Annotated in this window: 20 protein-coding genes; 18 read left to right on the top strand and 2 right to left on the bottom strand. The window is 44.5% G+C overall.

What is annotated here, in order from left to right; translation table 11 throughout:
• The first annotated feature begins 419 nt into the window (after window positions 1-419).
• The 9 genes from xseA (at window position 420) to spo0A (ending at window position 11,111) form a co-directional block, all read left to right on the top strand.
• Complete coding sequence (gene xseA / locus J7E35_RS07350; RefSeq protein ID WP_214778421.1) at window positions 420-1,778, top strand: exodeoxyribonuclease VII large subunit; 1,359 nt, start codon at window positions 420-422, stop codon at window positions 1,776-1,778.
• Window positions 1,768-2,001 (top strand): exodeoxyribonuclease VII small subunit, encoded by a 234-nt coding sequence (locus J7E35_RS07355; RefSeq protein WP_167831504.1) that lies wholly within the window; start codon window positions 1,768-1,770, stop codon window positions 1,999-2,001. Before xseA ends, J7E35_RS07355 begins: the two co-directional genes overlap by 11 nt.
• A 2-nt stretch (window positions 2,002-2,003) precedes the next feature.
• Entirely contained in the window at window positions 2,004-2,897 is an 894-nt protein-coding gene (locus J7E35_RS07360) for a polyprenyl synthetase family protein (protein WP_214778423.1), read from the top strand.
• A 347-nt stretch (window positions 2,898-3,244) separates the two neighbouring features.
• Entirely contained in the window at window positions 3,245-5,137 is a 1,893-nt protein-coding gene (dxs, locus tag J7E35_RS07365; RefSeq protein ID WP_214778425.1) for a 1-deoxy-D-xylulose-5-phosphate synthase, read from the top strand.
• A 3-nt stretch (window positions 5,138-5,140) separates the two neighbouring features.
• Complete coding sequence (locus J7E35_RS07370; protein WP_214778427.1) at window positions 5,141-5,989, top strand: TlyA family RNA methyltransferase; 849 nt, start codon at window positions 5,141-5,143, stop codon at window positions 5,987-5,989.
• Between the two features lie 247 nt (window positions 5,990-6,236).
• Window positions 6,237-6,686, top strand: a complete 450-nt coding sequence (gene ahrC / locus J7E35_RS07375) for a transcriptional regulator AhrC/ArgR (protein WP_041967930.1) — start codon at window positions 6,237-6,239, stop codon at window positions 6,684-6,686.
• Between the two features lie 16 nt (window positions 6,687-6,702).
• Window positions 6,703-8,394, top strand: coding sequence for a DNA repair protein RecN (gene recN, locus J7E35_RS07380; protein ID WP_214778429.1), 1,692 nt, complete (start codon window positions 6,703-6,705; stop codon window positions 8,392-8,394).
• A 124-nt stretch (window positions 8,395-8,518) separates the two neighbouring features.
• Entirely contained in the window at window positions 8,519-9,805 is a 1,287-nt protein-coding gene (gene spoIVB, locus J7E35_RS07385; RefSeq protein ID WP_214778431.1) for a SpoIVB peptidase, read from the top strand.
• Between the two features lie 508 nt (window positions 9,806-10,313).
• Window positions 10,314-11,111, top strand: a complete 798-nt coding sequence (gene spo0A / locus J7E35_RS07390; protein WP_214778433.1) for a sporulation transcription factor Spo0A — start codon at window positions 10,314-10,316, stop codon at window positions 11,109-11,111.
• Between the two features lie 212 nt (window positions 11,112-11,323).
• Here the strand turns inward: spo0A and J7E35_RS07395 are convergent, their stop codons facing one another.
• Window positions 11,324-11,464 (bottom strand): YycC family protein, encoded by a 141-nt coding sequence (locus J7E35_RS07395; protein ID WP_023627393.1) that lies wholly within the window; start codon window positions 11,462-11,464, stop codon window positions 11,324-11,326.
• Between the two features lie 42 nt (window positions 11,465-11,506).
• Here J7E35_RS07395 and J7E35_RS07400 point away from each other — a divergent pair, with 42 nt between their 5' ends.
• A complete protein-coding gene (locus J7E35_RS07400) occupies window positions 11,507-12,241 on the top strand; it encodes a glycerophosphodiester phosphodiesterase (RefSeq protein WP_214778435.1) in 735 nt (244 codons plus the stop codon).
• Window positions 12,242-12,247: 6 nt separating this feature from the next.
• On the opposite strand, the gene J7E35_RS07405 is transcribed toward J7E35_RS07400, so the two are convergent.
• On the bottom strand, window positions 12,248-12,511 hold the full coding sequence (locus J7E35_RS07405) for a DUF2627 domain-containing protein (protein WP_214778437.1): 264 nt from the start codon (window positions 12,509-12,511) through the stop codon (window positions 12,248-12,250).
• 213 nt (window positions 12,512-12,724) lie between these two features.
• On the opposite strand from J7E35_RS07405, the gene J7E35_RS07410 reads away from it, so the two are divergent.
• The 8 genes from J7E35_RS07410 (at window position 12,725) to J7E35_RS07445 (ending at window position 23,169) form a co-directional block, all read left to right on the top strand.
• Entirely contained in the window at window positions 12,725-14,785 is a 2,061-nt protein-coding gene (locus J7E35_RS07410; protein WP_214778439.1) for a sigma 54-interacting transcriptional regulator, read from the top strand.
• A gap of 132 nt (window positions 14,786-14,917) precedes the next feature.
• Window positions 14,918-15,823, top strand: a complete 906-nt coding sequence (yqiS, locus tag J7E35_RS07415) for a phosphate butyryltransferase (protein ID WP_214778441.1) — start codon at window positions 14,918-14,920, stop codon at window positions 15,821-15,823.
• A gap of 28 nt (window positions 15,824-15,851) precedes the next feature.
• A complete protein-coding gene (bcd, locus tag J7E35_RS07420) occupies window positions 15,852-16,946 on the top strand; it encodes a Leu/Phe/Val dehydrogenase (RefSeq protein ID WP_214778443.1) in 1,095 nt (364 codons plus the stop codon).
• A gap of 196 nt (window positions 16,947-17,142) precedes the next feature.
• Complete coding sequence (buk, locus tag J7E35_RS07425) at window positions 17,143-18,228, top strand: butyrate kinase (protein ID WP_214778445.1); 1,086 nt, start codon at window positions 17,143-17,145, stop codon at window positions 18,226-18,228.
• 76 nt (window positions 18,229-18,304) lie between these two features.
• A complete protein-coding gene (gene lpdA / locus J7E35_RS07430) occupies window positions 18,305-19,726 on the top strand; it encodes a dihydrolipoyl dehydrogenase (protein WP_214778447.1) in 1,422 nt (473 codons plus the stop codon).
• A 71-nt stretch (window positions 19,727-19,797) separates the two neighbouring features.
• Entirely contained in the window at window positions 19,798-20,793 is a 996-nt protein-coding gene (locus tag J7E35_RS07435) for a thiamine pyrophosphate-dependent dehydrogenase E1 component subunit alpha (protein ID WP_214778449.1), read from the top strand.
• Window positions 20,794-20,805: 12 nt separating this feature from the next.
• On the top strand, window positions 20,806-21,789 hold the full coding sequence (locus J7E35_RS07440) for an alpha-ketoacid dehydrogenase subunit beta (protein ID WP_144476445.1): 984 nt from the start codon (window positions 20,806-20,808) through the stop codon (window positions 21,787-21,789).
• 45 nt (window positions 21,790-21,834) lie between these two features.
• Window positions 21,835-23,169, top strand: coding sequence for a dihydrolipoamide acetyltransferase family protein (locus tag J7E35_RS07445; protein ID WP_214778451.1), 1,335 nt, complete (start codon window positions 21,835-21,837; stop codon window positions 23,167-23,169).
• Window positions 23,170-23,249: the final 80 nt, after the last annotated feature.

Genomic DNA, 23,249 nt, shown 5'->3' on the forward strand with positions numbered 1-23,249 from the left:
GTTAAGTGACGAATCGGGATTCTAAATTTATAATGGATATGGGCAGTTTTTTTGATTTTCAAGATAGCATGGACTTTTAGAACTAAGATTAGTGTCTAGCTTCAGCGCCTAGCCCCTCGAGTCACTTGTCTAACTGCGGCTCCTAACTCCTTGAGACGCTTCGGTCCTGCCAATGTAGTCAAAGAACGACTTCACTGACAGACCCTCCAGCGCTTGTCGGAGTTGGGCAGTCGGCTATATTTTTCGATTTCGGTCCTGCCAATGAAGTCAAAGAACGGCTTCACTGACAGGCCCTCTGAGGCACAGGACGTGCAGACCCGCCAGCACACGATGTGGCGTTTTAGGCGGGCAGTGCTTGTCGGGTCTGCCCAAGGCGCTTACACTTTTCTAATTAATAGTCCCGCAAAAGGAGTTTGTGAATGGATAATCAGCGTTATCTAACCGTCAACGCGTTAACCAAATACATAAAGCGAAAATTCGATGCAGACCCGCATCTTCAGGGCGTTTATATTAAAGGAGAAATCTCCAACTTCAAAAGGCATTCGAGCGGCCATATGTATTTTACTCTCAAGGATGAGAAAGCCAGAATCCTTGCTGTCATGTTCGCTGGTGCTGCCCGATCCATGAAATTCAAGCCTGAAAATGGCATGAAAGTCCTGGTCAGAGGAGATATCTCAGTTTACGAAGGCAGTGGCCAGTACCAGGTTTACATTAAAGAAATGAAAACCGATGGAGTGGGTGACTTATTTGTCGCTTATGAGCAGCTGAAGAAGAAGCTTGAACAGGAAGGCCTTTTTTCACCGAAATACAAGCAGCCTATTCCGAAATATCCAAAAGCTGTCGGCATTGTTACTTCGCCAACGGGGGCAGCAATCCGCGATATATTAACGACAATCAAGAGAAGATACCCCATTACTAAGGTGCTTATTTTCCCTGCCCTGGTACAGGGAGACCAGGGAGGACCTTCCATCGTGAGGGCAATCGAGAAGGCGAATGAAAGGGCAGACATTGATGTTCTGATCATTGGACGCGGAGGCGGATCGATTGAGGAACTCTGGAACTTCAATGAGGAAACCGTTGCAAGAGCGATTTTTGCCTCGAAAATCCCAATTATTTCGGCAGTGGGCCATGAAACAGACTTCACCATCGCTGATTTCGTAGCAGATATGAGAGCTCCGACGCCAACTGGTGCGGCTGAATTGGCTGTCCCTCATATCCAGGAACTGGTCGAAAGGGTAATGAACAGGGAAACCAGACTGATGAGGGCGATGAGGGAAAAAGTGTTCTTCCAGCAGGAGCGCTACCAGCGGCTGATCAGATCTTACGCTTTCCGCTATCCAAGGAAGCTGTATGAGCAAAAGCTTGAACAAGTCGACAAGCTGACAGAATCGCTGACCCGGGGCGCCGGGAAACTATATGCTTCAAAAGGTGATGCTCTTGTTCAGCTGAAGAGAAGATTGGATCGAAGCCACCCAGAAGAACTGCGGAAGCTTTCTGCTGAAAGACACCTGAGGAGTACAAGAGCTTTAAACCGGGCCATGACCGCCGTCTTGTCTGAGAAGCGGAAAGAGTTCAACGGTATAGTTTCAACCCTTGAAGCGTTAAGTCCGCTGAAAATCATGGACCGAGGCTATAGCCTGGCATACACAGACGAAGGGGAACTGATCAAGACAGTCACCCAGGTAAAACCCGAACGGAAAATAAACGTAAAGCTTTCTGATGGAAGCATTCAATGTATCGTGACAGATATCGAGGAGAGTGAGAACGATGGCAGATGAAAAAAAATTAAGTTTTGAACAGGCAATGGACCAACTGGAAAGCATTGTTGAGAAGCTGGAAGAGGGCGATGTGCCTTTGGAAGAAGCGATCTCTTTTTATAAAGAAGGAATGGAATTATCCAAGCTTTGCCATGATAAGCTAAAGAATGTGGAAGAACAGCTAGCCCAGATCATTACAGAAGATGGACGGACTGAAGGTTTCTCCATAAACGAGGAGGAATAGTATTGCATACTGTTTCACTTGACTCTTTTACCATAAAATATAAAACTCTCGTCGAGGAACGGTTAAGGGGGGCGGTTGGTGCCCTTGAAACGCCGGAGAATCTTGCAAAGGCGATGCTATATTCTCTGGAGGCTGGAGGAAAACGGATTCGACCGCTGCTGGTATTCGCTGTAATCGATGCATTTGGAAAAGACCCGCAAAATGGAGTTGATGCTGCCGCGGCGGTCGAAATGGTCCATACGTATTCGTTGATACATGATGACCTGCCGAGCATGGACGATGATGATCTAAGAAGGGGAAAGCCGACGAACCATAAAGTATTCGGTGAAGCGACTGCCATCCTTGCAGGGGATGCTCTTTTGACATTAAGTTTCAACATCCTGGCAGAAATTCCTGAGGAATCGGCATCAGCTAATGTTAAACTGGCATTGATCAAGGGATTATCTGTTGCTGCAGGTGCTGCTGGTATGGTGGGTGGACAGGCAGCAGATATGGAAGGGGAAAATAAGAGGCTCTCACTTGAGCAGCTTGAATATATCCATATTAATAAAACAGGAAGACTACTGGAATACAGTATCATTGCAGGTGCAGAAATAGCCGGGGCAACTGCCAGGCAAAAGGAAATACTGTCAAAGTTCGCCTACCATATTGGCCTTGCATTCCAAATACGTGATGATATCCTCGACCTTGAGGGAAGTGAGGAAATGATCGGCAAGCCGGTAGGGAGCGATACAGCAAATGAGAAAAGCACGTACCCAGCGTTGCTTGGAATAGCTGGAGCGAAAGAAGCACTGGACCACCACTTGCGGAGCGCGAAAGAGTCCCTAGGCAAAAGCGGACTTGAAATTGGAATCCTTGAACAGATCACTGATTTAATCGGACTGCGTAATCATTAGAGCAGTCGTTGAGAATAGTTCGATAGTGTGCTATAATTGGCTGTTAGCACGGTAGTGTTGACAGCTTTTTTTACATAAGGCTGTTTACGCATCGATGGACATTTCGAGCATATACATTTCTCCTTGTTATTAGAGGGACCAGGACTCTTAACGCGGAGGCTTCTGAACCGGAATGAAACTTCTTATACCCGTTCAGAATGCGAAAAGGACATTACATAAATAAGCATATTTCCATGTATAGCTTGAAAACCATTCTTTACTTAATATATGTTATTACTAACAACTTTTTTAGTTATGGGATAAAAAGTGCGGAATAATAAGTCAGAAATGAAAGTGAGTGGTCCGAAATGGATCTTTTATCAATAAAAGACCCTTCCTTCTTGAAAAATCTTTCGACTAATGAATTGGAAGAGTTAAGCGGGGAGATTCGGCAGTTTTTGATTGAAAAGTTATCAGTTACGGGTGGACACATTGGACCTAACCTCGGGGTTGTCGAATTGACGATAGCCCTCCATAAGTGTTTTGACAGCCCGAAGGATAAATTTCTTTGGGATGTTGGGCACCAATCATACGTACATAAAATCCTGACTGGAAGAGCGTGTCAGTTTGACACGCTTAGGCAGCATAAAGGGTTGTGCGGTTTTCCAAAGATGGTTGAGAGTGAGCATGATGTCTGGGAAACAGGACATAGTTCAACTTCTCTTTCTGCTGGTATGGGGATGGCAATAGCCCGTGATTTGAAGGGCGAAAACTCCCACATCGTTCCGATTATCGGTGATGGTGCCCTAACCGGAGGCATGGCTTTAGAGGCCTTAAATCATATCGGGCATGAAAAAAAGAAGCTAATTGTCATTTTGAATGACAATGAAATGTCGATTGCACCTAATGTGGGCGCATTGCATAGTGTTCTCGGCCGCCTTCGTACAGCCGGTAAGTACCATTGGGTTAAAGATGAACTCGAATATCTGTTAAAAAAGGTACCTGCCATTGGCGGTCAACTCGCGGCGACTGCTGAAAGAATAAAAGACAGCTTAAAGTATCTTTTTGTATCAGGAATCTTTTTCGAGGAATTAGGGTTTACTTATCTTGGGCCAGTAGATGGACATGATTATGATGACCTGTTTGAAAACCTTGCATATGCAAAAAAACAGGAAGGACCTGTATTATTGCATGTCATTACGAAAAAGGGCAAAGGGTATAACCCGGCTGAAAACGATAAAATTGGCACATGGCATGGAACCGGACCTTATAAGATGGAAACCGGCGATTTTGTAAAGCCTGAATCCTCACCACCAGCCTGGAGTAAGCTGGTTAGTGAGACAGTAAGGAAAATCGCGAGGACAGATGAACGAATTGTGGCTGTGACACCGGCGATGCCTGTCGGTTCGAAGCTTGAGGGCTTTGCCAGTGAATTCCCAGACCGGATGATTGATGTCGGGATTGCTGAGCAGCATGCGGCGACTTTTGCAGCCGGTCTGGCGACGCAAAATATGAAGCCGTTCCTGGCGATCTATTCAACCTTCCTGCAGCGCGCATATGACCAGGTGGTCCACGATATTTGCCGCCAGAACTTAAATGTGTTCATTGGTATTGACCGCGCCGGACTTGTAGGCGCTGACGGGGAGACACACCAGGGTGTATTTGACATTGCCTTTTTAAGGCATTTGCCTAATATGGTATTGATGATGCCAAAGGATGAAAATGAAGGACAACATATGGTATACACCGCAATAAAATATGATGAGGGCCCGATTGCCATGCGTTATCCTCGAGGCAATGGCCTAGGTGTACCGATGGATGAAGAGCTGAAAGAAATTCCTATTGGGACCTGGGAAGTACTTCGTGAAGGTGAAGACGCAGCTATCCTGACATTCGGCACAACTATTCCAATGGCAATGGAAGCAGCAGAAATGCTTGCAAGGCAGGGCGTATCAGTAAAAGTAGTCAATACCCGCTTTATCAAGCCTCTCGATGAAGAGATGCTTCTGGGCATTCTGAATAAAAATATGCCGATCCTGACCATCGAGGAAGCCGTCCTACAGGGTGGATTTGGAAGCTTCGTTCTCGAGACGTCGCATGACCTGGGCTACCAGCATGTAGAGATAGACAGGATGGGAATACCGGATCAATTCATTGAGCATGGCAGTGTCGATAAGCTTCTCGAGGAAATTGGAATGACAACAGAAGATGTCGTCTTGCGGATGCAAAAGCTTGCGAGACAGAAACAAAAAAGGGCGTAGCAAATGAAAATCAAAAAGGAAAGATTAGATGTACTGCTTGTTGAACGCGGCCTTGCGGAGACAAGGGAGAAAGCCAAACGGACAATCATGGCAGGACTCGTCTACACGAATGAAAATCGGCTGGACAAACCGGGTGAAAAGGTTAGCAGTGACATTCCTCTGACTGTAAAGGGCAATGTCCTCCCATATGTGAGCCGTGGAGGACTGAAGCTTGAAAAGGCATTAAAGGTTTTTGACCTTGATGTTCAAGGAAAAACACTGCTGGATATTGGTGCTTCGACCGGCGGCTTTACCGATTGTGCCCTACAAAACGGAGCTAAGATGAGCTATGCTTTGGATGTTGGCTACAATCAGCTTGCCTGGAAGCTGCGTCAGGATGAACGTGTCGTCGTGATGGAGCGAACGAATTTCCGTTATGTGAAACCGGAGGATCTCATTAAGGGGATGCCGAATTTCGCGAGCATAGATGTATCTTTCATATCCCTTCGTCTTATTTTACCTGTGCTCAAAACGCTGTTGACAATAGGCAGCGATATCGTCGCTCTGGTAAAGCCACAATTTGAGGCGGGAAGAGAACAGGTCGGTAAAAAAGGAATCGTACGTGACAGGAAAGTTCATGAACAAGTCCTGGACAGGATTATTTCTTTTTCGATTGAAGAGGGCTATGATGTGATCGATTTGAGCTTCTCGCCAATTACTGGCGGAGATGGCAATATTGAATTTCTTCTTCATCTGCAGTGGAACGGAACCGAAGAGCAAAAAGGGAAACTGTTGCTGAAGTCGCATCCTGAAGCAGTCGTGACTGAAGCGCATAATGAACTAAGATCAAAGCAAACTAGCGAAGAAGAATAGGCTTACTAAGCCTGTTCTTTTTTGTGTATTTTAAACCGATTGGGTTGTGTGATTGTTTTAATGTAATCGAACCAATAACATTCTGGGCCATATCTAGGGTTAAATGAATTACTCCTTAAAACAGTTCACCACTTCGTCAATTCCGCCGATAACTTTTGCCGAAAGTCCACGAATGATTGTACATTCTGCCGAAATCGGCTAACATATGAGTATATGAATGTTTCGGATATATCCAGGGGTGATATTAATGAATAAAGGACAACGACATATAAAAATCCGCGAGCTGATTGCGAGCAAGGATATCGAGACGCAGGATGAACTGGTGGACCGGCTGAAAGCTGCCGGTTTTAATGTTACACAGGCAACGGTTTCCCGTGACATCAAGGAGCTCCATCTTGTAAAGGTTCCTTTGATCGATGGCAGATACAAATACAGCCTCCCGGCAGACCAGCGTTTCAATCCATTGCAAAAACTAAAAAGGTCATTAATGGATGCTTTTATCCGGATCGATCAGGCAGGCCACCTTTTGGTGATGAAAACCTTGCCTGGAAATGCCAATGCGATCGGGGCATTGATTGATAATCTCGATTGGGAAGATATTCTTGGCACGATTTGTGGGGACGATACCATCTTGATTATTTGCCGTACTCCAGAGGATACTGAGCAAGTCACAAATCGTTTTCTCGAAATGCTGTAAATGAGGTGACGTTTGCTTGTTAAATGAATTATCGATTCGAAACTTTGCCATTATAGAATCATTATCCGTTTCTTTTAATAAAGGACTAACCGTACTCACCGGAGAGACAGGCGCAGGGAAATCCATTATCATCGATGCCATCCACCTTCTTGTAGGCGGGAGGGGCTCGGCCGAATTCGTCCGTCATGGTGAAGATAAGGCTGAAATAGAAGGTTTGTTCCATCTTGAAGGGGAAAATCATCCGAGTTATGCGAAGGCATCTGAGTTTGGCATTGAAATTGATGATGCCATGATTGTATTGAGAAGAGATATATCAGCGAGTGGGAAAAGTGTTTGCCGGATCAACGGCAAGCTTGTTACGATTGCTGTCTTGCGTGAGGTGGGCTCAACTTTGATCGATATTCATGGCCAGCATGAGCATCAGGAATTGATGGATGAGACGAAGCATATCACTCTTCTTGATCAATTCGGAGCAGATGAAATCCTGCCTGCGCTTCAGGAATATCAGCACGTCTTTCGATCTTTTGAACAAACACAGAAAAAGCTGAAGAGCCTGAGCGAAAATGAACAGCAAATGGCCCACAGACTTGATTTGATTCAATTCCAGCATGATGAAATCCTTACGGCCGACCTGAAAATCAACGAGGATGAGGAGCTTTTTGAAGAGAAGCGCAAGCTTAGCAACTTCGAAAAGATTTATGAGAGTATTCAGACCAGTTATACCGCATTGCAAGGTGAGCAAAAGGGCCTTGATTGGGTTGCTCTGGTCATGGACAATCTTCAGAATGCAGCAGAATTGGACCATGAGTATAAGAATGTTGCTGACACAGTAGCGAACAGTTTTTATATGCTTGAAGATGCTGCAAGGACGATCAGGAATGAACTGGATTCTCTTGAACATGACCCTCAGCGCTTGAATGAAATTGAAGACAGGCTGAACGAAATAAATCAGTTGAAACGGAAATACGGAAGTACGATAGAAGAAATCCTGGAGTATTCCTCGAAAATCGAGGAAGAAATCGAGACGCTTCAAAATAAAGAAGTACATATTGGCCAGATGGAAAAGGAGCTAGCATCACTTAAGAAGGATTTGCGCATCGAGGCCAATAACTTGACTCAAACTCGCAGGAAATATGCTAAGAAACTTACGAAATTAATCCATAAAGAACTAAAAGAGCTGTATATGGAGAAGACAGTATTCGACCTGAGAATTGACTCCGATACAGACCATTTTCATAAAAGCGGCGCAGATAAGGTTGAATTTTATATCTCAACAAATCCGGGCGAACCTTTGAAGCCTTTGTCAAAGATTGCTTCCGGCGGAGAACTTTCACGTATCATGCTCGCGCTGAAAAGTATTTTCTCAAAACATCAGGGTGTAACCTCAATCATTTTCGATGAAGTGGACACAGGAGTCAGCGGCCGCGTGGCTCAATCGATTGCGGAAAAAATCTACAATGTCTCGACGGGATCTCAGGTTCTTTGCATTTCTCATTTGCCTCAAGTTGCCGCGATGGCCGATACTCATCTGTATATCGCAAAGGTGATAAAGAATGGAAGGACCAAAACATCTGTCACTCCACTGTCTCCATCTGAGAAGGTAAAGGAGATCGTCAGAATGATTTCGGGGGTCGAAGTTACAGACCTGACGAAACAGCATGCTGAAGAGTTGCTGAGGCTTGCACAGAATATGAAGGCTGTAACATGAAAAGCTATCCATAAAGGGTAGCTTTTTTATTTTTATACAGGTTATAAATGCGGGGAGTCGAGGCAAAATTAAAGATGTAGCCATTTCGATGTGTGTGGACTAGAAGCGAGGAGAGTGAAATGAATTGAAGAAAGATTTTCTCAGAAAATTTATTGGTGGAATTCTCCTTGTTTCATTAATTGCTTTAGGATTTGCAAAACCAGTACAAGAATATTTGTCTATTCCAGAAGATATAACGTTATTCGAGGGGCAAAAGCTTGATTTCCAGGCAAATGCAATCCAGGTTACTGCTCTGGTAAAAGACTCAAGCATCGGAGTGAACCAACAAGGTGAAACTTTGACGCTTGAGGCCAAAAGGCATGGGAAGGATGAAATGGTCCTTGAATTAGCGGGCTTCCCTGTTAAAAAAGTCGATGTCAATGTCCTGAAGGATTTTAAGGTCAGGCCAGGGGGTCAATCTATAGGAGTAAAATTAAATACGGTAGGTGTCCTTGTGGTCGGACATCACCAGGTGCAGGCTGATGAAGGTAGAGTATCGCCAGGTGAAAAAGCTGGCATTAAAAAAGGTGATATTATCACTGAAATCAATGGACAGCAGATTGAAAAAATGGCAGATGTCGGCCCGTTTGTAAAACAAGCGGGAGAAAACGGCAAGCCGTTGGATGTTGTAATCAAAAGGGAAAATGAAAAAGTCAAAACCAAACTCCAGCCAGAAAAAGATGTGAATGAAAACACATATAAGCTTGGGTTATATATACGCGATTCAGCTGCAGGAATCGGAACGATGACATTTTATCACCCGCAGTCCAAAAAATATGGAGCACTCGGACACGTCATTTCTGACATGGACACGAAAAAACCGATCGTCGTTGGGGATGGCCAAATTGTGAGATCAACTGTTACTTCGATCGAAAAAGGCGGGAAAGGTAACCCGGGGGAAAAGCTGGCTCGCTTTTCATCAGACCGGGAAGTTATTGGGAACATCAAAAGAAACAGTCCTTTTGGGATCTTTGGTGAACTGAACAAGGATATTTCAAATGGGGTATTTGATAAGCCTCTGCCTATAGCTCTTTCTCATCAAGTAAAAGAAGGTCCGGCGAAAATCCTGACGGTTGTGAATAATGATGAAGTGAACCTTTTTGATATAGAAATCGTCAGCACCATCCCTCAAAAGTTTCCAGCAACAAAGGGCATGGTGATTAAGATAACCGACCCTGAGTTATTGGAAAAGACAGGTGGAATTGTCCAGGGGATGAGCGGAAGTCCAATTATCCAGGGTGACAAGCTAGTGGGCGCAGTAACTCACGTCTTCGTAAATGACCCAACAAGCGGTTATGGAGTTCATATAGAGTGGATGCTGAATGAAGCGGGCATCGACATATACGAAAAACCAAAAGAGCAGGCAAGTTAATACAGGAATTCGGCGGCTGCTAATAGCCGCCTTTTTCTTTGTTTATTATAACGCAGGGTGCATGACGGACAAAAACGGCATGATAAACATGCAAAAGTGTCCATCATCACCGGCATGACGGACAAAACTCCATGGTAATCCTGAAAAAGTGTCCATCATCAGCTGCTATGTTGAGGGACAGCAATCATTACAACTGGGGTAAGCTTTCGTCTAAGAGGTTCACAATCAGCTCTGAGGAAAGTGAAGTGCCTGAACGGAAATCAGCACAAACCAATCTTGAAACCCTTAATAAGAAGATTATTCGACAAAATCACCAACCCTTTTTTGTCAACTGGCGAAATAAGTCGAAAAATAAAGGAAAATGAAGCATTTATAAGAAAATATTACTTTTTTAAGAAAAAATTAAAAATAAGAGGAATTTCTGTTGCATTGTCGAATTAGTCATTTAGAATAGAATTTAGAGAAGATAATATTTGTGATCATAATTGGATTGAGGAGGAACCAAGTAGTGAACAAAATAAAAGTATGCGTCGTTGATGACAACAGAGAATTAGTAGGTCTTCTTGAAGAATATATTTCTTCACAGGATGATATGGAAATTGTAGGGGTTGCCCATAATGGCCAGGAATGCTTAGAGATGCTGGAAGATACAGATCCAGATGTTTTGCTTTTAGATATTATTATGCCGCACCTTGACGGGCTGGCGGTCCTGGAAAGGCTTCGTGATATGAAGAAGGGAATCATACCGAATGTTATCATGCTGACAGCATTTGGCCAGGAAGATGTAACAAAGAACGCAGTAGAGTTAGGGGCGTCCTATTTCATTCTAAAGCCTTTCGATATGGAGCATCTGGCAGGTCATATCCGCCAGGTAAGCGGCAAGGCAAAGTCAGTAGCCCGAAAACCATCTTCATCAATCAATTACGGCAGATCAAATACGGAACAAAAGCCTAAAAACCTTGATGCAAGCATTACAAGCATCATCCATGAAATTGGCGTTCCTGCCCATATTAAAGGCTATATGTATTTGCGTGAGGCCATTTCCATGGTTTATAACGATATTGAACTTCTTGGCTCGATCACAAAAGTCCTCTATCCTGATATCGCCAAGAAATTCAATACAACGGCAAGCCGTGTAGAACGTGCCATCCGCCATGCGATTGAGGTTGCGTGGAGCAGAGGAAATATCGATTCCATTTCCTCGTTGTTTGGGTATACTGTTTCAATGTCGAAGGCAAAGCCGACAAATTCGGAATTCATCGCGATGGTCGCTGACAAGCTGCGTCTTGAACATAAAGCGTCTTGAAAGAGTTAGGCATTATTTAGCTATTTATTCATAACATTTTAGAATAAACATCTTGCTTTATCACGGTTTTGCCGTACTAAAGTAAGATGTTTTTATATGCTTGAAATTTGGTAAAACCTGTGTATGCATATTATCATGAATATGTACAAAGGATGCTCTGCTACTTCACAAGGGTGCGTCTACTAAAAAACGCCTTGAAGGCGTTTTGAGATTTACTTTTCTTTCTCTTTTTCAAGTTCCGTTAACTTTTGAATAAGGATATGCTGGGGCATATGCATGATTTGTTCAATAGGTACACCGAGTTTTTCGGAAAGCTTAACAGCGGTTTCTGCAGAAATATGTAATGGTCTCATTGTTTTTTACCTCCAAATTTAAAAAGATAGGTGTGATGGTTTATGACTCTTATTTTAGCACATCGCGGCTATGCTGCAGAATATCCAGAAAACACGATGCTTGCTTTTAAAGAAGCTGAAAGAGCGGGTGCAGATGGCTTGGAGCTCGATGTCCAAATGACTAGGGACGGTGAGCTGGTCGTGATTCATGATGAAAAGCTAGATCGGACTACCGATGGAACTGGACTGGTAATGGATTATAATTTTGGGGATTTAAGAAAGCTGGATGCCCGTTTCAAATTCAAGGAATCAGCAAAAAAAGAACAGATTCCTTCCTTGGCTGAAGTCCTGGAATGGTTATCGGGTACCGGCATGGTATGCAATATTGAATTGAAAAACAGCATAATTCCTTATGAAGGTATGGAAGAAAAGGTCATAAATATGGTTAGGGAGTATGATTTATCAGACAGGATTATCATTTCCTCCTTCAATCATTACAGCATTGTCCACAGCTATTTACTAGCTCCTGAGATTGAAATCGCACCCTTGCTTTCTGAGGGCTTATATATGCCTTGGATTTACGCACAGTCAATCAAGGCGAAAGGCTTTCATCCTCACTGGCGGGCTGCGCCTGATCAAATCGTCAAGGCTTCACTTGAGAGCGGGATTGAAGTTAGACCATATACGGTAAATAAAGAGACAGAGCTGGAAAGGTTGTTCATTGTGAATTGCAGTGCGCTCATAACAGACGATCCAGCAAAAGCAAAAAGAGTTAAAGAGAAAATAAAACAGGCCTGATAAATATCAAGGCCTGTTTTGCTTTTTATTGCTATCAGGAATTCTAAAAAATGCCTGGACTTTATTTCTTTTTCGATCACGATGCAGGATAAATCCAGCGATGAATCCCAGTCCAGCCAGGAAGAAAAGAAGTCCCGCAAGGAATTGGAGCCATAAAAATGGGAAAGGTGCCTGCAAAATTCCAAACACCATGTCGCGCATCAGTTTTACCCCTAAAGCAGCAATGACGCCTGGTATCAACATAATGATTAATGCTAAGATCCTGATCATTTGGTTTCCCCTCGTTATTTGTCCTCATCTAAAAAGTATACTGAACCCCGTGTTTTTCCGCAATATAAGATGCTCGTAGTCAATTATCTGCAGAAGAGTTAGAAAACAAAGAAATTTGTCAGCGCATTCAAAAAGAATTACAATAATAGTGAAAGATTTTGCAGACTTTAAATTTGTTCCATGAAATATTTTTCCAGATATGTGGTGGATATTATGCAAAGAGTAATGATTGTAGGAGCGGGTAAGGGTGGAACGGCCATTCTTGACATTTTTAAGCAGACTGCAGAAGTGGTTGCAGTGGTGGATATCAATCCTGATGCTCCAGGGATTATCGCAGCGCAAAATGAAGGCATTCAAACCGGGACAGACTGGCATAAGTATATGTCTGATCAGTTGGATATTATCATTGAAGTGACCGGTGAAGAGGAGGTCTTCAAGGAATTAAGAGATGCTCGCGGTAAAAACACTGTGCTGATACCGGGTAGTGTCGCATTCCTCTTGGCCACCCTTTTAGAAGAAAAAGAAGAACTGATAAAAACTCTCAGAAAAATTACATATGAACACAACTTGATATTTAATTCTTCTGGTGATGGCATGGTTGTCATCAACACAGAAGGAATTGTAACGTTGTTCAACAAAAGCGCAGAAAAAATAATAGGAACAACAAGTGAAGATGCAGAAGGCAAACATGTCTCCGAAATCATACCAACCAGCAAGCTTCCAAGAGTTCTTAACACAAGGAAGATAGAAGCGAATCAGGAATTATTGCTTCCGAATGGGTCTAAAATCATCACGACAAGGATACCGATCATAGATGAAAATGACCAACTGATTGGAGCATTCTCTGTTTTTAAGGATATAACTGAAGTTGTGAATCTTGCGGAAGAGATAACGAATTTAAAAGAAATCCAAACAATGCTTCAGGCCATCATAAACTCCAGCGATGAAGCCATTTCTGTGGTAGATGAGGATGGCCGGGGAATCCTGATCAATCCTGCTTATACCAGGATAACCGGACTTAAGGAAGAGGAAGTAATCGGGCAGCCTGCCACCGCGGACATATCTGAAGGTGAGAGCATGCATATGAAGGTGCTCAAGACGAGAAGACCGGTCCGGGGTACAGCGATGCGGGTTGGACCCAATAAAAAAGAGGTTGTTGTCAATGTTGCACCTATCATAGTAGATGGGAAGCTAAAGGGAAGCGTTGGGGTTATCCATGATATGTCTGAGATCCAGAGCTTAAACCGGGAGCTGACACGAGCAAGGCAGATTATTAGGACGCTTGAAGCGAAATACTCGTTCGAGGATATTATCGGCCAATCAGAGGAGATGACGATTCCGATTGAACAGGCAAAGCTAGGTGCAAAAACTCCTGCGACTGTCCTCCTTCGCGGGGAGTCAGGAACAGGTAAGGAGTTATTTGCCCATGCGATTCACAATGCCAGCGACCGGAAGTTCAACAAATTCATACGGGTAAACTGCGCAGCAATTTCAGAATCACTGCTCGAAAGCGAACTCTTCGGCTATGAAGAAGGAGCATTTTCAGGTGCCAAACGCGGCGGGAAACGGGGGTTCTTCGAGGAAGCCAATAACGGCAGTATCTTCCTTGATGAAATAGGTGAATTGCCTGCCAATACCCAGGCTAAACTGCTCAGGGTTTTGCAGGAGAGAGAGATTGTCCGGGTTGGAGGAACGAAGCCGGTACCAATCAATGTCAGGGTCATAGCTGCAACGAATATGAACCTCGAAAAGGCGATTGCGAATGGCAGTTTTAGAGAAGACTTATATTATCGTCTGAACAGGATGCCGATTCATATCCCTCCTCTGAAAAGAAGGAAGGAAGACATACCGCTCCTCTGCGAAAGATTGATTCAAAAAATCAATCAAGATTATGGCCGTAACGTTGAAGGAGTTTCCGAGGAAGCAATTAAAAGGCTGATGGCGTATGATTGGCCCGGAAATGTCAGGGAACTCGAAAATGTTCTTGGCCGTGCCATCATATTTTTGAGCTACAGCGAAACCATTATCCGATTGGAGCATTTACCTGATTTGCAGAACAGTCAGGTGAAGGAAAAGGATGATCACATTGGCCAAGCTGTCCCCGCTGAAACTCTTGCATTCCAGTTAGAAAAGTATGAGGCTAAGGTAATCAAGTCAACTCTCAAGGCTGTGAATGGAAATAAAACAGCTGCGGCCAAAGTATTAGGAGTATCGGTCAGGAATTTATATTATAAGCTAGAAAAATATAATATTGAAGCAAATAGCATGCAATAATTTTCATACCATGCAATTTATTGCATAATATTTTTCGGCAAAAGTAAAGCGTTTTCAAGTATTTAAGTTGGCACAGTTCTTGCATATATAATTAGTGGTGATGCGAGAAGATCAGAAAGGGTTGAAAAAGTCATGAAACTAGACTCACTTATCAGCATGGCATCCCAGGATGGCAGGAAAACAGTAGCTGTTGCAGCCGCGGAAGAATCTGAGGTTTTAGAAGCGGTCGCCAAAGCTGTGGAACTGGAGCTCGCTGATTTTCTTCTTTTCGGAAACAAGGAAGAAATAGAGCGCATGATCGCAGCGAAGCATCCAGACCTTGCGGGCAGCAAGGGGATTGGAATCATTTCCGCGCCAAATAATAATATTGCTGCAGAAATGGCTGTGAAAGCAGTCAAGAACAAAGAAGCCAATGTCTTGATGAAAGGCAATATCCCTACTGCAGTGATTTTAAAAGCTGTCCTGAATAAAGAATATGGTCTGAGGAGCGGGACGGTACTTTCACACGTGGCGGTGTTTGAAGTGCCAGGGTACGATCGATTTACAATCGTAACCGATGCTGCGATGAATATTTCACCGGACGTTGAGCAAAAAGCACAAATCATCAAGAATTCAGTAAAGGTAGCACATTCTATAGGTATTGATATGCCAAAAGTGGCACCGCTGGCAGCCGTGGAAGTGGTCAATCCAGCGATGCAGGCGACAATAGATGCTGCATCATTAACGATGATGAACAAAAGAGGACAAATTCCCGGGTGCATAGTGGATGGTCCGCTTGCCCTTGATAATGCGGTGTCACAGCTTGCAACAGAGCATAAGGGAATCAAAAGTGAGGTTGCCGGCCAGGCGGATATACTTTTAGTCCCTGCAATCGAGGTGGGAAATGTTCTATATAAATCATTAATGTACTTTGCCAACGCAAAGGTTGGCGCTGTCATTGCCGGGGCTAAAGCTCCAATCGTGTTAACATCCAGGGCGGATACTGCTGAAAGCAAGCTATACTCACTTGCATTAGCGTTATGCTCTGCTGCTAAATAACTTACATAAACCAGGGGAGGAATTAGGTATGGAAATTTTTAAGTATCTAGAACAGTACGATTATGAACAGGTTGTATTTTGCCAGGATAAACAATCAGGATTGAAAGCAATCATCGCGATTCATGATACGACTCTTGGACCAGCATTGGGCGGAACTCGTATGTGGACCTATGCATCAGAAGAAGCGGCTATCGAGGATGCACTTCGCCTTGCAAAAGGCATGACTTACAAGAATGCTGCTGCTGGCCTGAACCTTGGCGGCGGAAAGACGGTTATAATCGGAGATCCCCGCAAGGATAAGAACGAAGAGATGTTCAGAGCTTTCGGCCGTTATATCCAGGGCTTGAACGGAAGATATATTACTGCTGAAGATGTAGGTACAACTGTTGCAGATATGGACTTAATCCATGAGGAAACAGACTATGTCACTGGTATATCACCAGCATTCGGTTCATCAGGAAATCCTTCCCCGGTAACAGCATATGGAGTGTACAGAGGGATGAAGGCAGCTGCTAAGGAAGCGTTTGGAACGGATTCGCTTGAAGGAAAAACAATCGCTGTTCAGGGTGTAGGCAACGTGGCATTTAATCTTTGCCGCCACCTGCATGAGGAAGGTGCCCAGCTGATTGTTACGGATATTAACAAGGAAGCTGTACAAAGAGCTGTTGAGGAATTCGGTGCAAAAGCAGTTGATCCGGATGAAATCTACAGTGTAGACTGTGACATTTACGCACCATGTGCATTAGGGGCGGTAATCAACGACGAAACAATTCCTCAATTAAAAGCCAAGGTTATTGCTGGTGCTGCCAACAACCAGCTCAAGGATACAAAACACGGAGATATCATCCATGAAATGGGAATTGTATATGCTCCGGATTATGTTATCAACGCTGGCGGTGTAATCAACGTTGCAGATGAGCTATACGGCTATAATGCTGAGAGAGCAATGAAAAAGGTTGAAACGATTTACAACAATATCGAAAAAGTAATCCAAATTGCTAAGAGGGATGGGCTTCCTACTTATAAAGCGGCTGACCGCATGGCAGAAGAGCGCATTGAGAGAATGCGCAACTCTCGAAGCCAATTCCTGCAAAACGGCCACCATATCCTAAGCCGCCGTTAATTAAGACTTTTTTCGTCACCTTTGTTGCTGTCTTGCGTAAAAATAAATTTTATTCAATAAGCAACATTCGAAACAGCCTTAATGAAAGGTTCCGCAGAGAGCGCTGAATATATGTTTCGGCGCCTCTGCTGTTTCCTAAATGCTACTGACGTATTGTGGATTTTAGGGTATCCGCAAGCTAATTGGAGGTTTAACTGTGCAACAAACAGAACATCGGATTCTAGTCATCAATCCAGGATCTACATCAACGAAAATTGGAGTATATGATAATGAGGTATCCGTATTTGAAAAAACGATCCGGCATGACTCAACTGTCATCAACTCCTATGAAACCATCATCGACCAATACGAATTCAGGAAGAATACGATACTTGAAACGCTTGATACGGAAGGAATCAACATTTCAAAATTGAGTGCTGTTTGTGGGCGCGGCGGGCTTTTACGGCCAATCGAAGGCGGAACATACGCAGTGAATAATAAGATGCTCGAAGACCTGCGAGCCGGTTACTCTGGCCAGCATGCTTCAAATCTTGGAGGTATTCTTGCCTATGAAATCGCATCTGGTTTGAATATCCCTTCCTTTATCGTCGACCCGGTCGTGGTCGATGAACTTGACCAGGTAGCACGAGTGTCAGGATTCTCCCTTATTGAACGAAAAAGCATCTTCCATGCCTTGAATCAAAAGGCAGTCGCACGCAGGGTCTCGAAAGAGCTAGGCAAAAAGTATGAAGAATTGAACTTGATTATTACTCACCTTGGAGGCGGTATCACCGTAGGGGCTCACAAAATGGGAAGGGTTGTCGATGTGAATAACGGTCTGCATGGCGATGGTCCTTTCAGTCCCGAGCGTGCAGGCACAGTACCGGCAGGTGACCTTGTGGAATTATGTTTTTCTGGTGATTACTTCAGGGAAGAAATCATGAAAAAGCTTGTCGGCCAGGGCGGTCTAGTAGGATACCTTGGAACGAATGATGCGATTAAGGTCGAAAAGATGATCAAGCAAGGGAATAAGAAGGCAAAGCTTGTGTACGAGGCCATGGCTTACCAGGTCGCAAAGGAAATCGGTTCTGCCAGTGCCGTCCTTGCTGGGAAAGTAGACGCGATTGTCCTGACGGGCGGTCTTGCATATGGCAAAGAGTTCGTCCAGGAAATCTCTGAAAGGATCAACTGGATTGCGGACGTCATTGTCCACCCGGGAGAAAACGAATTGCAAGCCCTTGCTGAAGGAGCCCTTCGTATTTTGCGCGGTGAAGAAGAAGTAAAAGAATATCCGGGCAGGTAGGATGGCTGGATTTAAGGACCAGTCAGAACCTCAGTAAACAAATAAACGATATAACATAAATAGAGGAGGGATTTAGATGGCTCAAGAATATGATTTGGTCATTCTCGGGGGCGGTACAGGCGGATACGTTGCAGCAATCAGAGCTTCTCAGCTTGGCCTGAAAACTGCCATAGTTGAAAAAGGAAAGCTTGGCGGAACATGCCTGCATAAGGGCTGTATCCCCAGTAAGGCATTGCTGCGCAGTGCTGAGGTTTATGCCACAGCAAAGAAAAGTGAAGATTTTGGCGTGACGACAGGTGAAGTTGGTGTCAATTTCACAAAGGTACAGGAAAGAAAAGAAAAAATCGTCGAGCAGCTCCACCGTGGTGTACAGCACCTGATGAAGCAGGGCAAGATCGATGTTTATGAAGGTTTGGGAAGGATTTTAGGCCCATCCATATTTTCACCGATGCCAGGAACCATTTCTGTTGAGATGAACAATGGCGAGGAAAACGAGATGTTGATTCCAAAGAATGTCATCGTTGCGACAGGTTCAAGACCAAGAACTTTGCCTGGGCTTGAAGCAGATGGCCAATACGTGATGACTTCTGATGAAGCGCTTGTCATGGAGGATCTGCCTAAGTCGATCATCATCGTCGGCGGAGGCGTAATCGGGATTGAATGGGCATCCATGCTTGCAGATTTTGGTTCTCAGGTTACAGTCATTGAATACGCAGACCGTATTGTTCCCACTGAGGACAAGGATGTTTCAAGAGAAATGCAGCGCGCAATGAAGAAAAAAGGCGTGAAAATCATTGCGAACGCGAAAGTCTTATCGGAGACCCTGCAAAAAGGCGATGGTGTCACGATCAGCGCTGAGGTTAAAGGCGAAACGAAAGAATTCACTGCTGAAAAATTGCTTGTTTCTGTTGGGCGCCAGGCAAATGTTGAAGGAATCGGCCTTGAGAATACAGAAATTCAGCTGGAAAGAGGTTTCATCCAGACGAACGAATATTTCCAGACGAAGGAATCCCACATCTATGCGATTGGCGATGTGATTGGCGGTTTGCAGCTAGCGCACGTGGCTTCACATGAGGGGATAGTGGCTGTTGAACACATTGCCAATCAAAATCCACACCCAATCGACTATACGCTCGTCTCAAAATGTATATACAGCTCTCCAGAGGCTGCCAGCGTTGGACTGACTGAAGACGAAGCAAAAGAAAAAGGTCACGATGTGAAGATAGGCAAATTCTCTTTCAAGGCAATTGGAAAAGCGCTTGTATATGGTGAATCCGATGGTTTTGTGAAAATCGTAGCTGACAAGGAAACCAATGATATTCTGGGTGTCCATATGATCGGCCCGCATGTAACAGATATGATCTCAGAAGCGGGACTTGCAAAGGTTTTAGACGCTACACCTTGGGAAGTTGCCCATACAATCCATCCTCACCCGACATTGTCAGAGGCCATCGGCGAAGCAGCCCTGGCTGTGGATGGAAAAGCAATCCATTCTTAATATATATTTTGATCAAGAGCTCTTTTACCTCAGGTAAAAGAGCCTTGTACGAACAATTGGGAGGTATAAAGATGGCAGAAAATCGTCACGCTGCACTTGGCTTAAGTGATGAAAAAGTTTTGGAAATGTATGAAACAATGCTGTTGGCCCGCCGGCTGGATGAGCGGATGTGGCTATTGAACCGTGCCGGGAAAATTCCGTTTGTTATTTCCTGTCAGGGACAGGAAGCGGCACAGGTAGGAGCTTCTTATGCCCTGGATCGTGAAAAGGATTATGTGCTTCCGTACTACCGTGATATGGGAGTGGTCTTAACTTTTGGCATGACTGCAAAAGACCTGATGCTTTCCGGTTTTGCCAAAGCGGAAGACCCGAACTCCGGGGGACGCCAGATGCCTGGTCACTTCGGCCAAAAGAAGAACCGGATCGTCACAGGGTCTTCACCTGTTACGACACAAGTTCCTCACGCAGTCGGTATTGCTCTTGCAGGCAAAATGGAGAAGAAGGACCTGGTAACATTCGTTACGTTTGGAGAAGGTTCATCAAACCAGGGGGATTTCCACGAGGGTGCTAACTTTGCCGGCGTTCATAAGCTTCCGGTCATTTTCATGGTAGAAAACAATAAATATGCGATTTCGATCCCTTACGAGAGACAGGTTGCAGCTGAAAAGGTTTCAGACCGTGCAATCGGTTATGGCATGCCAGGTGTCACTGTGGATGGCAATGATCCTTTAGAGGTTTATAAAGTTGTCAAGGAAGCTGCTGACCGCGGACGACGTGGTGAAGGGCCGACTCTTGTAGAGGCTGTATCCTACCGCCTGACTCCACACTCATCAGATGATGACGACAGAAGCTACCGCGCGCCAGATGAGGTTGCGCAGGCTAAGACGAAGGACCCGATCATTACCTTCGGCGCATATTTAAAGGAAAATGGCATCATGAATGATGATAGTGAAAAGGAAATCAACGATCGAATCATGAAGCTGGTCAATGAAGCAACCGATTATGCTGAAAATGCACCGTATGCAGAGCCTGAACATGCTCTGAAATACGTATATGCTGAAGAGTAAGGGGGAACGAAAATGGCGGTAATTTCTTATATAGATGCAGTGACATTGGCAATCAAAGAAGAGATGGAAAGAGATCCGAGAGTTTTTGTCCTCGGTGAAGACGTTGGTAAAAAGGGCGGGGTATTCAAAGCAACACAGGGCTTGTACGAAAAGTTCGGTGAAGACCGGGTAATCGATGCACCTCTGGCAGAATCGGCTATTGCAGGTGTTGGAATCGGTGCCGCAATGTACGGTATGCGCCCAATCGCTGAAATGCAATTCGCAGATTTCATCATGCCTGCTGTAAACCAGATCATTTCAGAAGCGGCAAGAATTCGTTACCGCTCAAACAATGACTGGAGCTGTCCAATGGTTATCCGTGCTCCATATGGCGGAGGTGTCCATGGAGCGCTTTACCATTCACAGTCTGTAGAGGCAGTTTTTGCGAACCAGCCTGGCTTAAAAATCGTCATGCCTTCGACTCCTTATGATGTAAAAGGATTGTTGAAAGCTGCGATCCGGGATGAAGATCCTGTATTATTCTTCGAACATAAGCGTGCTTACCGCTTGATCAAAGGGGAAGTTCCTGAAGACGACTATGTTCTTCCAATCGGCAAAGCTGACGTGAAGCGTGAAGGCGAGGATATCACGGTCATTACTTACGGCCTGGCAGTCCACTTTGCGCTGCAGGCAGCTGAAAGGCTTGCGAAAGACGGGATTTCTGCCCATATCCTTGACCTTCGAACTGTATATCCATTGGATAAAGAAGCCATCATCGAAGCTGCTTCGAAAACTGGTAAAGTCCTTCTTGTAACAGAAGACAATAAAGAAGGCAGCATCATGAGTGAAGTTTCTGCGATTATCGCTGAGCACTGCTTATTTGAATTGGATGCACCAATCAAGAGACTTGCTGGTCCAGATGTACCAGCGATGCCTTATGCTCCAACAATGGAGAAGTATTTCATGATCAATCCTGATAAAGTTGAAAAAGCAATGAGAGAGCTTGCTGAATTTTAACATAGTCACATTGGATATAGAATGATGGAGAAGGAGGGTCAATCTGTGGCAATCGAACAAATTAAAATGCCTCAATTAGGTGAGAGTGTAACTGAGGGGACAATCAGCAAGTGGCTGGTTTCCGTTGGTGACAAAGTAAATAAATACGATCCACTTGCAGAAGTCATGACCGACAAAGTAAACGCTGAGGTACCATCTTCATTTTCGGGTACAATCAAAGAATTGATTGCGGGTGAAGGGGATACATTGGCAGTTGGTGAGATAATCTGCACGGTTGAAATTGAAGGCGGAACTTCTGATGAAGTACCAGCAGCGGATGCAGCTGCTTCAAATTCCGCAGCTTCAGCAAGTGCCGCTCCAGCTCCAGGACAAGCAGCGGATGAAGGAAGCAAGGGTAGATATTCACCTGCTGTTTTGAAGCTGGCTCAGGAGAATAACATAGATTTAACCCAGGTCAAGGGAAGTGGAGCTGGCGGAAGGATTACGCGCAAAGATTTAAAGCAAATCATTGAATCTGGCAATATTCCACAATCTTCTGGACAGAAAGAAGAAGTAAAAGAAAGCACACAAACACAGCCTGCTGTATCACAGCCAGCAGCACAAACTCAGACTGCAGCGCCATCCCAGTCTGCAGCTGCCCAGTCTGCAGCATCAGCACCTTCAGTAACGGTGGCTGCCGGTGACATTGAGATTCCTGTGACGGGAGTCCGCAAGGCGATTGCCGCTAACATGCTTCGCAGCAAGCACGAAGCTCCGCATGCATGGACGATGGTAGAAGTGGATGTTACGAATCTTGTAGAGTACAGGAATGGCCTTAAGGATGATTTTAAGAAAAAGGAAGGCTTCAACCTTACATTTTTTGCTTTCTTCGTGAAGGCAGTTTCCCAGGCATTGAAAGAATTCCCGCAGATTAATTCCATGTGGGCTGGAGATAAGATCATCCAGAAAAAGGATATCAATATTTCCATTGCAGTGGCTACTGATGATGCGCTTTTCGTACCTGTCATCAAGAATGCAGACGAAAAGACAATCAAGGGCATTGGCCGAGAAATCAATGAGCTTGCTCAAAAGGTACGCACAGGCAAGCTTCGTTCCGAGGATATGCAAGGCGGAACATTCACAGTTAATAACACAGGTTCCTTCGGTTCCGTTCAATCAATGGGAATCATCAACTACCCGCAGGCAGCGATTCTCCAGGTAGAATCGATCGTTAAGCGCCCTGTCGTCATGAACAACGGCATGATTGCTGTCCGTGATATGGTGAACCTCTGTCTGTCTCTTGATCACCGTGTACTGGATGGCCTGGTTTGCGGCCGCTTCCTTGCAAGGGTTAAGGAAATTCTTGAGAATACATCAAAAGAGACAACGTCCATATATTAATAAAAATGCAGAACGCCCAGGAGAACCTGGGCGTTTTATTTTTTTGTTCGGCCGCATAAAAATGTCCTTCGTTGCTAGAA

Source organism: Bacillus sp. ISL-45, assembly GCF_018613195.1.
Lineage (GTDB): Bacteria > Bacillota > Bacilli > Bacillales > Cytobacillaceae > Mesobacillus.